Below are 14189 nucleotides of genomic sequence, written 5' to 3'. Positions count from 1 at the left end.
TTCGACCGGGTGGGTGGAAAAAGGGCCCGCCCGCGAGGCCTATTGCGGGCGGGCTGGTCCAGCGGGATGGCGCTGCCTGGCCCGGACGGCGGAAGTCCGGATGGCCTAGCGCGCGGAATTCATCTCGCGCTGGATCTTGTTGCGGGCGGCTTTGACATTGTCGAGCACCTGCGGGCAGGAGGTGCCCGAAGCGTTCTTTTCGGACAGGAACGAGCTCATTCGGGCTTCCAGGTCCTGCAGCCTGGTGCGTCTTGTCAGTTGCATGGATTTCACCGGGAACACCGGAATAAAGGGCCAGAACATCGGCATTTCAAACTCCTTGGCCGCAGGGGCTCTTTCGGTCAGTAGGCCAGGCGGTTGGCGTTCAGGCCGTTTTCGATACGGCTGATTTCGTCGCGCAGACGCAGTTTGAATTTCTTCAGCGAACGGATGTGCTGCCTGTCCGGATAGGAATGCATTTCTTCACGGCGGATCAGGCTGTCCAGCGTGCTGTGCTGGCTGCGCAGGGATTTCAGACGGTTGTACATGGAGCCTGTCTCCTGTTCGGGGTGGTGCGTTGTTGACACTCCGGATATGGGGAAGGTACAGAAATAGATGAAATACATTGTTTGAATTAAGTTGATAGAAATTCTCTATCATTGGGGAGGCTTGATGCGCTTTCGGCCGTCACCGCGCCAACTTGAGTATTTCGTCGCGCTCGCCGACACCTGCCATTTCGGCCGAGCAGCCGCGGCCTGTAATGTCTCTCAGCCGACCTTGTCCTCCCAATTCAAGCTTCTGGAGGATCAGCTCGGCTGCACCCTTCTGGAGCGCGGGGCCGGGGGGATCAGCCTGACCGCGTCGGGCGAACGCCTGCTGCCGCTTGCCCGCAGGGCCCTGGAGGAACTCGACGAAATCGTGACGGCCGCGCAGGCCGGGCGGGCCAACCTCGGTGGTCTGATCCGACTGGGAGTGTCGCCCACATTCGGGCCCTATTTCATGCCCTATCTCCTTCCGATCCTGAAACAGTCCTTTCCGGAACTGGAGCTCTATATCCGGGAGGACCGTCCCAATCTCCTCGAGGAGGGACTGGCTGCGGGAAGCCTGGATTGCATTCTCACCCCGGACATCATGCCGTCCGATTTCCTGACGGCGAAAATCTTGTGCCATGAGAGTGTTGCTTTGGCTGTCCCGAGATCCCATCCGCTCGCGGGACTGGAGAGCGTTCCGCTTGCCTTGCTCCGGGGAGAGAAATTGCTGGCGCTCAGTCAGGGGTTCCGCCTTCACGACGATGTTCAGGCGCTGGCCCGGGCGGCGGGGGCGGATTTCCGACAGGACTACGAGGGCACCAGCCTGGACGCTCTGCGCCAGATGGCCTCGATCGGCATGGGACTGGCCCTGTTTCCGGCGGCATATGTTGCCTCCGAATTCCGCAAGGAACCGGACTTGCTTTTGAAGAAGGTCGACGGCCTGCCCATGCGCCGCCTGATGTATCTGGTCTGGCGGCGGGGCAGCTCCAGGAATGCCCATTTCGAGAAGCTGCTGGTGCTTGCAAGGCAGGCCGTCCGGGACATGGCGGTCGAGGGTGTCGCCCTGGACGAACCCGGCTGACACTCCTCGGGACCGCTTCTCGGAAAGGTCAGGCTGAAGACCCGTATTCCTCCTGATGTTGTCGGTCCCAGAAAAACATGCCAGCCTCGTTGTCCAAGGCAACGGAGGAGAGCCATGCCTGAAATTTCAAGCGACCGCGATTGTCAGACCGTCATCACCACGTTCGAAATGACACCGGGCACATGCTTCGATCTACTGGACGAGTTGAAAGACGCCTATGAGAATTTCATCCGGCACCAGCCGGGGTTCATCGGGGCGGGGTTGCACGTGAACGACGCCCAGACCCGCATTGCCAACTATTCGCAATGGCGCCGCCGCGAGGATTTTCTGGCAATGCTCAGGACGCCCGAGATGCGCGAACGCAACCGGCGCATCGGTTCGCTCTGCAAGAGCTTCGAGCCGGTGATGTATGACGTCGCCGAAAGCTTTGACTGAGACCCGGTGCCTGCCCTCTGGGCTGGGCAGGGCGTTTCTTGAGAGAAACAGCTGCCTCGGTGAAGCGCCCGTGTGCCCAACACAAGCTTGTCCTCACCCAGGTCACCTGAAGTCCTGAATGGAAGCGTGGGAACTCGGGCACGCGACGGAAGCCCCTGCATGACCTACCGGATCACTGATTGCCGACCCTTCGAACCGCAAGCGCTGTGCGCTGCAATGAACGCGGCTTTCTCGGACTATGTGATCCCTTTGAACTTGTCTGTCGGCCAGTTCGAGGAATTCCAGCAGCAGCGCGGGTTCTCGGCAGAACAGTCCTTTGTCGCACTGGCGGATGACGGGATCGCCGCCTTCTGGTTTTCCGGCGTGCCGATGGCGGCCTACGGCAATCGCGCCTACACCTTGTCCGTCGGGACACACCCCGGACACCGGCGCAACGGACTGTCGCGGCGTCTGCTGGGCGCGGTGCTGGAGACACAGCGTGACCTGGGTGCGGCCGGGCTTCAGTTGGAGGTGATCACCGACAACCGGCAAGCGATCACGGCTTACGAGGCGTTCGGTTTCCGCCGTCAACGACGCCTGGGAGTGCTCAAGCTGGATGCGTTGCCCGCTCCTGGTGTCGTAACCCACGCCGCCCGTCCCATTGGCCTTGATGACCTGCCTGATCTTGAGGACGATTATTTCGACACGATGCCAAGCCCGCAGAACGGCAGAGCGGCACTTAAAGCACTGAACTCTGCCGTTCATCTGGTCGCTGTCGTCCGCGACGGGGAGCTGTCGGGGTGGGGCGCTGCGTACCCGGACGGTGCGATCGCCCAGATCGGGGTGCGCAAGCCCGACCGGCGCCAGGGGGTCGGAAGCGCGATCCTTCATGCCCTGTGGCAAGCTGTCGGCCGGAAGGAACTGACATTTGTGAATGTCGACACCGACGCAACAGGCGTTCACGCGTTCCTGAGGAAGGCGGGAGCCCGGGAAGTGTTGCAACAGGACGAGATGTGGCTGGACCTTGATTGACCGGGGAGGCAGTTCCCCGGATCAGCTCAATCTCCCTTGCGGAACGGAGCGTGTTCGGCAAGCGCCTCGTTTTCGCGTTCCACCGCCATGCGTTCATGTTCGAGAAAATCGGCGACCGCCTCATGCAGGCCTTCATGGGCAATCCAGTGGGCGGAATAGGTCGTCTTGGGCAGGTAGCCTCTGGCGAGCTTGTGAGCCCCTTGCGCACCTGCCTCCACCCGTTTCAGGCCGTGTTGAATGGCGAAGTCGATGGCCTGGTAGTAACAGAGTTCGAAATGCAGGAACGGATGATGTTCCGTGCAGCCCCAGTGGCGTCCGAACAGGATTTGCGAACCGATGAAATTGAGTGCGCCGGCGATGTATCGGCCATGGCGCTTGGCCAGGACCAGCAGGGTGCGTTCGGCCAGCCGCTCGTTGATGAGCGAGAAGAATGTGCGGTTCAGATAGGGACGGCCCCATTTGCGCGAGCCGGTGTCCATGTAGAACGCGTAGAAGGCGTCCCAGTGCGCTTCGGTCAGGTCCGATCCGGTCACCCATTCGACCTCTATGCCGTCCGCGCTCAAGGCCTCGCGCCGTTCCTTTTTGATCGCCTTGCGCTTGCGTGAGGCAAGGTCCGCCAGAAAGGCGTCGAAACTGTCATAGTCCTGGTTCTCCCAATGGAACTGCTGATCTGTCCGTTGCAGATAACCCAGCGCACCGAGACTGTCCCATTCGGGTTTGGTCAGGAACGTTGCGTGGACGGAGGAGGCACCCGTACGCTGGCACACCTGGACCAGACCCGCGGCCAGAGCCTGCAGGCCGGCTTCCCGGTTGATGCCGGCGCCGGTCAGGAACCGCCGTCCCGTTGCCGGTGTGAACGGCACCGATATCTGCAATTTCGGATAATACTCGCCTCCAGCCCTGTAAAAGGCGTCCGCCCAGCCATGGTCGAACACGTATTCGCCCTGGGAATGGCTTTTCAGGTAGGCAGGCACGGCGCCGCTGATTTTGCCTGAACTTTCCTCGAGCACCATGTGCCGCGGCAACCAGCCGGTGTCGGCGGTGGCACAGCCGGAAGCCTCGAGAGCCTCCAGAAAAGCGTGAGAAAGGAAGGGGTTGAAGTCTGTTTCTTCAGAAACAGGATCAACGTCGCCGCCGAGTGCTCTGGCAAGATCCGAGACCGAACTGCAGGCGGGATCCCGCGTCAGGTGGCCCCGTCCGGACAGCGTCCAGCCCGGATTGGCAACCTGGTCCCAGGCGGATGCCGGAACATCCCCCAGGGAAGATAGAATGCGCAGGGTCACGGCTTCCCGGGCACCTGAACCTTCCGGATTACTGCCGTCCTCGGACTGGGAAGAGGTCATGCTTTAGAAGAAACTCGATTTGGGAACCATCGCCCTAAATGTAGCGCGGTCATATTGCGGTGCAAGAGGCCGGGCCGGATCCGGCGCGTTTCCACCCGGCTCAAACCGTGTCCTTGTCCGGATCGAACCCTTCGAAGACCATCTGGTCGGCATATCTTGCAGCGCGCTCGCGCTGCTCACGCGTGCGCACGGTCCAGCACATCAAAGGCACCTTGAAGAGGGATCGCATCAGGCTGGGGCCGGCCTTGGGCAGGTCCTTGACGCCGTAGGAGATGAAATGCGGACGGGTACGCGGCGCATGCAGGATGTGGCGCAGGATGAAGCGGTCGACCCGTCCGTACCGGGCGTAGTCGGGGCCGGTTTCGGCGCCGTCGGCGACAATGCCCCGCAAGACGGAAGGCCGGTGTGCCCTGGCCAGTGACAGCATGTCCGGATCGAAGGACTTTATGCAGGCGGGACCACGATAGGCCGCAACCTGTTCGGTGACATGGCGGACGAAATCTCCCTGGGCGTCCCGGCGCATCAGCGACTTGATTTCTATGACGAGCGGAACCTTCCCGGCGACCAGCTCGAACAGGTCTGCAAGGAGCCAAAGCTTGTCCGTGCCGGTCTTCATGTGAATTTGCACGAGATCGGACGCAGTCTGCTCGATGATCCGGCCGCTGCCCTCGGCAAGCCGGTCGAGACCATAGTCGTGGAAAACCAGCGCCTGGCCGTCGGCCGTTTCCTGAATGTCGACTTCGATCGCAAAATTGCGGTCGATGGCGCGCTGGACGGCGCTCGGCGTGTTTTCGATGATGCCGTTATCGGCATCGTGAAAGCCGCGATGCGCAATCGGCCGCGCGAAAATGGCTTCAAGTTCCGGGGTCATGGCAATGCAGGTTCTCGGCGAAAGGGCAGGTGCTCCCTTGCCGGAGCACCATGACAGGATCAGGAGTCGATTTCGAAAATCGCCTCGATCTCGACCGCCGCGCCAAACGGCAGGGAAGCGGCACTCACGGCGGATCGGGCGTGGCGTCCCGCGTCCCCCATGGCTTCCACCAGGAAGTCGGAGGCTCCGTTGATGACTTGCGGTTGCTCGGTGAACTCGGCCGTGGAATTCACGAAACCGACAATCTTCACCAGGCGGACCACCTTGTCGAGGTCTCCGGTCGCGGCCTTTGCCTGGGCAAGCAGATTGATGGCGCAAAGTCTTGCGGCCTGCTTTCCGTCTTCGATGCTGACATTGTCACCCAGTTTGCCGGTCACCTGGATCTTGCCGCTCGCCATGGGCAGTTGCCCGGAAACAAACAGCTGGTTGCCGGTTGCCACGAAGGGAACATAGTTCGCCGCCGGGGCTGCGGCCTCCGGCAGTGTAATCCCCAGATCATTCAAACGGGCTTCAATTGCGCTGCTCATCGACCGACTCCCGGTGTTAGGACTTTCGTCGTGTCTTGGCGCAATTCGGCAAAGGTGACAAGGCCAAAATCGGTCGGACATGCTGCCTTGAAGGGCACGGCGTCCGGGCTTGTGCCGTCTACCCGCGCCGGTAACATTCAGCCGGCCTGCACTTCAGTGTAGCGAAAAGCATGGTTTGCCGCATAATGTGTATCGGCGGTCCCGCTATGTGGATTGTTCGGACCAACGAGAGGTTTTTTATGCAAGTCGTAGCTAAGTCGATGTTCCTGTCTCTGGGGGCCTTCCTGCTGCTCTCCGCCGGGATTGTGGTACCGGAGGCCGGTGCGCTTGCAGCCGGCCCCGCGGCAACTGCCGGGCCGAAACTGGTGCCCCACCGCGCCGTCTACGACATGAAGCTTGGTGAATCGGAAGAGCAGGCAGGCATCGCCGGGCTGACGGGTCGCATGGTCTATGATTTTTCCGGCAATGCCTGTGATGGATACAGCGTCAACTTCCGTTTCGTGACAAAGTTTCAGGACACCAACGGCGGGTCCCAGATCACCGATCTGCAGACCACTTCCTTCGAGGAACCGCATGCCGGAAGCTATCAGTTTCTGTCAAAGACCTTCGTTGATCGCAAACTTGTCGAAGAAACGCGCGGGACAGCGCATGCCGGACCCGATGCGAAAACAGTTGAGCTGAAAGAACCGTCCGAGAAGTCCCTCCGGATTGGCAGCGACGTGCTGTTTCCGACCGAGCATCTTGTCGCCATCCTGAAAGCGGCGGATGACAATGTGCATTTTGTCGCCGCCGATATCTATGACGGCGCGGAGACGGGTGAGAAAGTCTATGCGACCACGACGGTCATCGGTGCGGAGACGGTCAACGAGTTGAAGGCAGGAGCGGGCAAGGCAACAGCCCCGTTGGCCGGCCTGAGCTACTGGCCGGTTACGGTGGCCTATTTCGATCCCAGCAAGGAAGACGCATCCGGGGAACTGCTTCCGGTCTACCAGCTGGCCTTCCGGCTCTATCAGAACGGTATCAGCAGTCACCTGAAACTGGACTATGGCGATTTCACCATCCTTGGTCAGATGGCGTCGCTCGAGCTCTATGAGGAGGGAGACTGTCCGCCGAACTGAGCCTGGCCCCTTCAGGCCCGTGCGGGTCGAAAGGGGTGGGGCATTCTCAGCCGTCCCCCCGTTTCTTGGCGTCTTTTTCGATCCGCGACGTGTGGGTCAGGCCGAGTTCGACGGCAGACTTGCCGAATTTGTCCCGGAGACGGTCGACAGCAAGTTCCGCGTTCTTGCGCCGCTCTGCCAGCGGATCGACGAGGTCCTGCGGATCCGCCCGGTCCGCCGATTCCAGGTCGCTCACTCCGATGCCGATGAGCCGGAACCGCCGGCCGTCGCATTCGTTTGCAAGCAGATCTGCGCCGGCCGCATAAATCCTGTCGGCAAGCTGCGTCGGGTCCTGCAGGTGGCGGGCACGGGTGATTGTCCGGAAGTCCGCCGTCTTCAGTTTCAGCGTGACACCGCGCCCGGACAGGCCGGATTTCTTCAGCCTGGCCGAAACCTTCTCCGACAGGTTCCTGAGAATCGGCCGCAGCGTTTCGAAACTGGAAATGTCCGTGCGGAAGGTCGTCTCCGACGAGACGCTCTTGGCGCCCCGTTCCGGTTTGACCTCCCGGCTGTCGTCGCCGTGCGACAGCCTGGCCAGGCGCAGGCCGATCGAGCCGTAGCGGCGCGCGAGGTCGGCGGCATCCATTTCCTGCAGCTGCCCGATCATGCGGATTCCATCCCTCTCAAGCTTCTGCTGGAAGACCTTGCCGACGCCCCAGATGCGTCCGACCGGCATGGCAGCCAGCACCGCCCTGGCCTCGCTCGCGCCGATCACGGAAAATCCGCGCGGTTTTTCAAGGTCGGAGGCCAGCTTGGCCAGGAACTTGTTCGGCGCCAGGCCCACCGATGCGCTGATGCCGATGTCGGATTCAAGGTCACGCACGAATCCGGCGAGGGTCTCCGCCGGCGTCGCCCTGTGCAGGCGTTCGGTGCCGGTCAGATCGAGAAAGGCCTCGTCGATGGAAATCGGCTCGACCAGCGGCGTCAGGGCGCGCATCCGCTCGCGGATCTCCTTGCCGACCGCAGCGTATTTCTCCATGTTCGGCCTGATCACCACGGCCTGGGGGCATGCCTCCAGCGCCTTGAACATGGGCATGGCCGAGCGGACGCCGTAGATCCGGGCGATGTAGCAACATGTGGAGACAACGCCGCGCTGGCCGCCGCCGACAATGACGGGCACGTCCTGAAGATCCGGGTTGTCCCGTTTCTCGATGGACGCATAAAAGGCGTCGCAATCGATGTGAGCGATCGACAACTGGTCGAGCTCGGCGTGACGGACCAGCCGCGGACTGCCGCAGCGCGGGCAGCGCGTGGTTCGATCCTGCGGTCGGGCGCCGCAATCCCTGCAAAGGGCGCGTATCGGCGAAGGAGTCTGGGTCACGGGATCCGGCTTCGATGGCTCTGCGCTGCGCGAGCGCGTCAGGGCAGAATATCGCCGATGAAGGAAGCCGTCTCCTGCCAATCGCCCGTGAGCAGATCGATATGATCAGCCTGTTGCATGCTGGAGCGGAACCGCGGATCGGCAATGAACTGGACCTGGCGGGCCGAGGGCAGGGAGGCGTTGACCGACACGTGATTGGTCGGGCTGTCGTCGATGAAGACGACCGGTGCCGGCCTGCCAGCGGCGAGGGCCGCGACGGCACCGCCCTTCGGGCCGGAATTGGTCAGGACGGGATACGGTATGCCCATGCCGCCGAGCAGCTTTTCCCGCGCCGGCTTGTTGTGGCCGCCGGGCAGGTTGGTCAGGAGAACAATGTCCCAGGTTTCCGCCAAAGAATTCAGCGCTGCATCGGCGCCGGGCACCATGTCCTGCCGGTGGCTGACTTCGTCGAAGAACGCCAGCAGGTGGCGCTTGACGTCGTCGGCGCCCAGCGGCCGACGGTCGCTCCGCCTGCCGATGTTGCCAGTCAGCCTGTATTCATGTTTCAGGAACAGGAGGTCCCGCGCGTGCAGGAAATCTTCAAGATGGGTGGTCAGATGCAGGATCACCTCGTCGACATCGCAGATGATCAGCGGTCGCGACGAGGTGGGCAGCGCCTGGATCTGTACCAGCACTTCCGGCAGCACGGGGGTGGGCTCAGGCATGGTTCTCGTCTCCACCGGCCAGGGCATACCGTGCGGCCGCGATCATTGTCGGCCGGATACCCGCATTCTCGCAAAAGGCAAGCAGAAGTGTCTCGTCCATCATGTAGAACTCAAGAACTCCTGCAAGAAAACCTGGTTCTCCGGCCGCCTCCCGAATCATTTCAGGGCCAATTCCGGAAACGGCCAGAAACCGGCCGATCTGCTCCGGCTCTTTGCTGAGCTGGAGCAGGGCTTCAGTGGCAATTCCTTGTGCTTCTTCAACGGACAATGACTTCCCCTGTAGATTTTTCATTGTGTTTTTTTGCCTTTCTGAAACGATTCCGGGTTAGAAGACATCTGATGTGGACCGGGGAAGGGTTCTACCGCGGACGGGAATGCGTCGCGACAAGATAAATGGGACCGGCGCAAGGCCGGGTAAAGGGCCGGACTTATGGCAAAATCGGTGTTGATCGTAGAAGACAACGAGCTGAACATGAAGTTGTTTCATGATCTGCTCGAAGCCCACGGCTACAACACCCTGCAGACCCGGACCGGCATCGAGGCCCTGCGCCTCGCGCGCGAGCATCACCCCGACCTGATCCTGATGGACATTCAACTGCCGGAAGTGTCCGGCCTGGAAGTCACCAAGTGGATCAAGGAAGACGAGGATATCGCTTCCATTCCGGTGATCGCGGTGACGGCCTTCGCCATGAAGGGCGACGAGGAACGCATCCGCCAGGGCGGTTGCGAGGCCTATATCTCCAAACCGATCTCGGTTGCGAAGTTCCTGGAAACGGTACGCGCCTATCTCGGCGAGGCCTGATTGAAACAGGCGTGATGGCCTTTTGCAGGCAAGTTCTGGTCAAGGTTTCACGACGGGTCAGGCTGTGCCGACGGCTGTGCTACGGGAAAACACCTGCTCCGCAGGCGCTTTTCAGTTCACATTAAGGTTACGGATTTACTAAAACGGCATTGTTTCTGTGCATATTTTATGGAAAATATTGCATTCGGGTTACAATAGGGTAGTGTGGCCGAAGATTAGGAGTTTTCCTGATCGGGTCATTGACGTGGTCATGTGTGACCGGACGTCAGTTGGCAAAACAGTTTCCCCTCGGAGTGCTCAGGTCCGCCGCATCTCCTGGGTCCGTGGGGCAGGTCGGCAGGGAACCGGCCGATGAGTGGCCTCCTCGAATGCCGTGTTCCCGCCGACCACTAATTCTTTCACCGAAATCGTGACGTGAATTTGTCCGCCCCCGGGCGGTAGGCACCGTTTGTTTGCCGTATGTCCGCAAGCCATGCGTGCCGCGGCACAAGCGCCTTTCCTGAAACAAAAAACCCGCCGTCGCCGGCGGGTTCTTGATACAGGCTCGGAAGCGAAGATTACTTGATCTTGGCTTCCTTGAACTCGACATGCTTCTTCGCAATCGGGTCGTATTTGTTCTTGACCATCTTCTCGGTCATCGTGCGGGAGTTCTTCTTGGTGACATAGAAGAAACCGGTGTCCGCCGTGGAGAGCAGCTTGATCTTGATTGTTGTCGCCTTGGCCATGGCCGTGGTTCCTGTTCTTTGTTGTCGGGCAAAGAGTTCTTGTGGCCAGATGGGCTGGCGAGGAATCTGCCCCAATGTCTGAAATCAGCGCGCAACCTACTCATCATGGCGTGAAAGTCAAGCGCTTGCTTTGGTTCCGCGGCGCTTTTTGACCGTCGCGGCTACCGTCGTTCACCGAATTCGCGAATGTTCAGATCTCGTCCTTCACAAAACCGCCCTTGCGGAAGAAATAATATGGCACCGGTGTTGTCGGCGTCAGGTCCGGATCGGCCGCCAGCCGGTCCTCCAGATCGCCAAGGATCTTGTTGGTGATCATCGGCAGTTCCTTCTCGCGGGCTTCATCGAAGGTCAGCCAGGCGCAGTCCTCAAGCTCGCCGGACGGGCCGTGGCCCTCCGGCAACCGGTCGGCAACGGCATCGGCCCACACGGCCAGGAAACGGGTGTCGAAGCGCCTCGGGCGCTGCGGTGGTGTGATCGCCCTTGCAATCAGGCGCAGGCCGCCGAGGTCCGGCTGGATGCCGCGTTCCGCAAATGCCTCAAAACCGGCTCCGAGGCGCAGGGAGGTGTCTGAGGCCTTCCGCCCGACGAAGACGCCGGCTTCCTCGTAGGTCTCGCGGATTGCCGCCAGCGCAAGCGCACGCACGCGGGCAGCCGTTCTGGCGTTCTTCAGGTCCTTGAACAGCTTGGCTTCCACATCGGGATGATAGGGCAGGACATTGGCGACGCGCGAATCCGACGGATCGACCCGGCCACCGGGAAAGACGAATTTTCCCGGCATGAACGTGTGGCGCATATGCCGCCGGCCCATCAGAAGGCGCACCTTTCCCGACGTATCCCGGTCCAGAATGAGAAGCGTCGCCGCATCCTTCGGCCGGATATACGGGAAGTCGCCCGCCTTTTCGTCCTTGGCCAACCGTTTTTCAAATGAGCCGGTCATGAAGTCCTTTCGGCAGGCATCGGCGGCAGGTCGTCTTCCGCGTCCGGATCGAACCCGTGCATATAGAGCGCCCATTGCAAACCGATCAGGGCGCCCTTGATGGGCCGCATGAGGCCGAAGCACAGGAGGAGCGTCAGCGGCACCCAGAGCGACATGTGGATCCACAGGGCGGGACGCCAGAGCACCTCGACCAGCAGCAGAGCGGGAATGACAATGTGGCCGACAATGGTGATTGTGAAATAGGGCGGGGCGTCGTCCGCGCGGTGATGATGGATTTCTTCGCCGCATACGGAACAGGCATGACAGCTTGTCAGGAAACCGTCAAAGATATGGCCCTTGCCGCAATTCATGCAGCGGTTCTGTGCGCCACGAAGCATGGCGGCCAGCACCTTGCGGCGTGGCCGTTCGGCCGGCGCTTCGGGCGCCTCCAGTTTCTCGTGCATTTCGTAACGGACCGTCACGAAGATCTCCTTCGACCCTTGTTTTTCGAGGAGGCCGGGCCGCGTTTGCCCTTGGGCGGACCACGCCGGGCCTTGGGAGCTCCCTTTCGAATGCGCTTTCCGGCATTGCGTCCGTGACTGAGCATTTCGAAAGTCAGCGCTCCGGCAAAGGGTGCCGCTTCCACGAGCCTGACCTCGACCTGATCGCCAAGTTGGTAGGTCTCGCCGGTTTTGTCACCTATCAGGGCATGCGACCCTTCGTCGTATCGGTAATAATCCAGGCCGATGGTGGAGGCCGGCACAAAGCCGTCTGCACCGGTCTCTTCCAGACGCACGAACAGGCCGGATTTCACGACACCGGCGATGCGTCCCTGGAAGGTTGCCCCGATCTGGTCACTCATCCACAGGGCGATCAGCCGGTCGATCGTGTCGCGTTCCGCCAGCATCGCGCGGCGTTCCGCTCCGGAGATTTCCGCGCCGATGGCTTCCAGCTTGCCTTCGATGCCCTCCGGAAGTCCGTCCTTGCCAAGCCCGAGCGCCGAGATCAGACCCCGGTGCACGATCAGGTCGGCATAACGGCGGATGGGCGAGGTGAAGTGGGCGTAGCGACGCAGGTTGAGGCCGAAATGACCGATATTCTGCGGCGCGTATTCTGCCTGGGCCTGGCTGCGCAGCACCACCTCGTTGACGAGATGTGCCTGGGGCGTGTTCTTGACCTTCGCCAGAATGCCATTGAACACCGAGGGCCTGAGGCCGCCGGAGGAGGGCAGCTTCATGTTGAGCGTGGACAGGAAATCCTTGAGGCTTTCCAGCTTCTCCGGCGTCGAGGCGTCGTGGATCCGGTAGAGCAGGGGAGACTTTTTCTTCTCCAGGGTTTCTGCCGCCGCGACATTCGCCTGGATCATGAACTCCTCGATCAGCTTGTGCGCATCGAGCCGCTCGGGCACGTAAACATGGTCGACCGTGCCGTCTTCCTTCAGCTTGATCTTGCGTTCCGGCAGGTCCAGGTCCAGCGGTTCGCGCGCGTCACGTCCCTTCTGCAGCACCGCGTAAGCCGCCCAGAGCGGCTTCAGGATGCCGTCGAGGATCGTTTCCGTCTTCTCGTCCGTGACACCGTCGATCGCCTTCTGCGCCTGGATGTAGGACAGTTTGGCGGCCGAGCGCATCAGCACCCGGTGGAACGTGTGGCCGGTCTTGCGGCCGGTCTTGTCGAAGACCATGCGCACGGCGAGTGCCGGCTTGTCTTCCTTTTCCCGGAGCGAACAGAGCTGGTTGGAGATCCGCTCCGGCAACATCGGAATGACCCGGTCCGGGAAATAGACCGAGTTGCCGCGCAGGTTCGCCTCCCTGTCCATCGGCGAGCCCGGGGTCACGTAATGGGCGACATCTGCGATGGCGACGTAGACGATGTGACCGCCTTCGTTCTGCGGGTCCTCGTCGGCCTCCGCGAAGACCGCGTCGTCATGGTCCTTGGCGTCGGGCGGATCGATGGTGATCAGCGGGATCTGGCGCCAGTCCTCGCGCTTGCCGAGCGTTTCGACCGGCTTGGCGCTCTCGGCCTGGGCCTCGACGGCCGCCGGAAAGACATGCGGTATGCCATGGGACTGCAGGGCGATTTCCGAGACCGCCTTTTCCGACTTCAGTGAGCCGAAGCGCTCGACAATCGACGCGCGCGGGTGTCCGTATCGACCTGAGCGGGATACCTGTACGCTGACGAGGTCGCCGTCGTCGGCGTCCTTGAGGTCGGTCGGGTCGACGTCCAGCTCGCGTTGCTTCCTGTCGATCGGTTCCAGATAGGGCGGCCTGTCGCCGTCGCGCTTGCGCAGGATGCCGAGGACGGCCCCCTGTTTCTTTTCCAGCACCCTGATGACCCGGGCGGCGTATGCCGCCTCCGGACCTGCCTCCGCCTCCGTCAGGCGGATCAATACGCGGTCGCCAAGACCCGGCTGGGTCGCCTTGGTCTTGCCTGTCAGGATCAGGATCTTGGGCGGCTCGCCGGCTTCGTCGTCCCAGTCGACCGGTGTTCCAAGAAGTTCACCGTCGCGGTCGCGCGCTCCCAGACTGGCGACAAACACGGGCGGCAGGTCTCCTGGCCGGATCATGCGCTTGTTGCGCTTTTCGACCAGGCCGTCATCGGCCAGGTCCTTGAGCATCTTTTTCAGCTGGACCCGGGCACCGCCGACGATACCGAAATGGCGGGCAATCTCGCGCTTGCCCGCCCGTCCCGGATTGTCGGCCACAAAGGCGAGAATGTCCTCGCGCGAGGGCATTTCACCGGGCACCTTGGCGTGTTTGCGTTTGGTATGTTTGCGCGTGTTAATGCGTT

General features: G+C 61.5%; 17 protein-coding genes. 5 read left to right on the top strand and 12 right to left on the bottom strand.

Translation table 11 applies throughout. The features are described from left to right. Positions 1–105: 105 nt before the first annotated feature. On the bottom strand, positions 106–309 hold the full coding sequence (locus tag O6760_RS25995) for a hypothetical protein (RefSeq protein WP_269582555.1): 204 nt from the start codon (positions 307–309) through the stop codon (positions 106–108). Between the two features lie 32 nt (positions 310–341). Beyond that, entirely contained in the window at positions 342–527 is a 186-nt protein-coding gene (locus O6760_RS25990) for a YdcH family protein (RefSeq protein WP_269582554.1), read from the bottom strand. A gap of 124 nt (positions 528–651) precedes the next feature. Between O6760_RS25990 and O6760_RS25985 the strand changes: the two genes are divergently transcribed. The 3 genes from O6760_RS25985 to O6760_RS25975 all read left to right on the top strand — a co-directional run bounded on the left by O6760_RS25985 (position 652) and on the right by O6760_RS25975 (position 3036). Further along, positions 652–1590 carry a LysR substrate-binding domain-containing protein gene (locus tag O6760_RS25985; protein ID WP_269582553.1) on the top strand — a complete coding sequence of 313 codons (939 nt, stop codon included), beginning with the start codon at positions 652–654 and terminating at the stop codon, positions 1588–1590. A 114-nt stretch (positions 1591–1704) separates the two neighbouring features. Further along, positions 1705–2025 carry an antibiotic biosynthesis monooxygenase family protein gene (locus O6760_RS25980; RefSeq protein ID WP_269582552.1) on the top strand — a complete coding sequence of 107 codons (321 nt, stop codon included), beginning with the start codon at positions 1705–1707 and terminating at the stop codon, positions 2023–2025. 159 nt (positions 2026–2184) lie between these two features. Then, positions 2185–3036 carry a GNAT family N-acetyltransferase gene (locus tag O6760_RS25975; RefSeq protein ID WP_269582551.1) on the top strand — a complete coding sequence of 284 codons (852 nt, stop codon included), beginning with the start codon at positions 2185–2187 and terminating at the stop codon, positions 3034–3036. 26 nt (positions 3037–3062) lie between these two features. Here O6760_RS25975 and O6760_RS25970 read toward each other — a convergent pair whose 3' ends face one another. The 3 genes from O6760_RS25970 to O6760_RS25960 form a co-directional block, all read right to left on the bottom strand. Then, entirely contained in the window at positions 3063–4379 is a 1317-nt protein-coding gene (locus O6760_RS25970) for a GNAT family N-acetyltransferase (protein ID WP_269582550.1), read from the bottom strand. Positions 4380–4479: 100 nt separating this feature from the next. Continuing rightward, the gene (locus O6760_RS25965; RefSeq protein ID WP_269582549.1) at positions 4480–5250 is read right to left on the bottom strand and encodes a glycerophosphodiester phosphodiesterase family protein; all 771 of its coding nucleotides are present in this window, start codon (positions 5248–5250) and stop codon (positions 4480–4482) included. Between the two features lie 59 nt (positions 5251–5309). After that, positions 5310–5777 carry a RidA family protein gene (locus O6760_RS25960; protein WP_269582548.1) on the bottom strand — a complete coding sequence of 156 codons (468 nt, stop codon included), beginning with the start codon at positions 5775–5777 and terminating at the stop codon, positions 5310–5312. Between the two features lie 239 nt (positions 5778–6016). On the opposite strand from O6760_RS25960, the gene O6760_RS25955 reads away from it, so the two are divergent. Then, positions 6017–6895, top strand: a complete 879-nt coding sequence (locus O6760_RS25955; RefSeq protein ID WP_269582547.1) for a cell envelope integrity EipB family protein — start codon at positions 6017–6019, stop codon at positions 6893–6895. A gap of 46 nt (positions 6896–6941) precedes the next feature. On the opposite strand, the gene O6760_RS25950 is transcribed toward O6760_RS25955, so the two are convergent. Genes O6760_RS25950 through O6760_RS25940 form a run of 3 tightly spaced genes read right to left on the bottom strand, consistent with a single transcriptional unit; the run spans position 6942 to position 9227 of the window. Further along, a complete protein-coding gene (locus O6760_RS25950; RefSeq protein WP_269582546.1) occupies positions 6942–8255 on the bottom strand; it encodes a DNA polymerase IV in 1314 nt (437 codons plus the stop codon). 38 nt (positions 8256–8293) lie between these two features. Beyond that, complete coding sequence (locus O6760_RS25945; protein WP_269582545.1) at positions 8294–8959, bottom strand: hypothetical protein; 666 nt, start codon at positions 8957–8959, stop codon at positions 8294–8296. Further along, entirely contained in the window at positions 8952–9227 is a 276-nt protein-coding gene (locus tag O6760_RS25940; protein WP_269582544.1) for a DUF3572 domain-containing protein, read from the bottom strand. The genes O6760_RS25945 and O6760_RS25940 overlap by 8 nt, the downstream gene beginning before the upstream one ends. A 162-nt stretch (positions 9228–9389) precedes the next feature. Here O6760_RS25940 and O6760_RS25935 point away from each other — a divergent pair, with 162 nt between their 5' ends. Then, complete coding sequence (locus tag O6760_RS25935; protein ID WP_248157606.1) at positions 9390–9761, top strand: response regulator; 372 nt, start codon at positions 9390–9392, stop codon at positions 9759–9761. 557 nt (positions 9762–10318) lie between these two features. On the opposite strand, the gene rpmG is transcribed toward O6760_RS25935, so the two are convergent. The 4 genes from rpmG to rnr form a co-directional block, all read right to left on the bottom strand. Beyond that, positions 10319–10486 (bottom strand): 50S ribosomal protein L33, encoded by a 168-nt coding sequence (rpmG, locus tag O6760_RS25930; RefSeq protein ID WP_269582543.1) that lies wholly within the window; start codon positions 10484–10486, stop codon positions 10319–10321. 190 nt (positions 10487–10676) lie between these two features. After that, positions 10677–11423 carry an NUDIX hydrolase gene (locus O6760_RS25925; RefSeq protein ID WP_269582542.1) on the bottom strand — a complete coding sequence of 249 codons (747 nt, stop codon included), beginning with the start codon at positions 11421–11423 and terminating at the stop codon, positions 10677–10679. After that, the gene (locus O6760_RS25920) at positions 11420–11884 is read right to left on the bottom strand and encodes a DUF983 domain-containing protein (RefSeq protein ID WP_269582541.1); all 465 of its coding nucleotides are present in this window, start codon (positions 11882–11884) and stop codon (positions 11420–11422) included. The genes O6760_RS25925 and O6760_RS25920 overlap by 4 nt, the downstream gene beginning before the upstream one ends. Then, positions 11881–14133 carry a ribonuclease R gene (gene rnr, locus O6760_RS25915; protein WP_269586357.1) on the bottom strand — a complete coding sequence of 751 codons (2253 nt, stop codon included), beginning with the start codon at positions 14131–14133 and terminating at the stop codon, positions 11881–11883. Before rnr ends, O6760_RS25920 begins: the two co-directional genes overlap by 4 nt. Positions 14134–14189: the final 56 nt, after the last annotated feature.

Source organism: Roseibium sp. Sym1 (assembly GCF_027359675.1).
Lineage (GTDB): Bacteria > Pseudomonadota > Alphaproteobacteria > Rhizobiales > Stappiaceae > Roseibium.
Note: the sequence above shows the minus strand (reverse complement) of the source record. Positions and strands in the feature narration are given on the sequence as shown.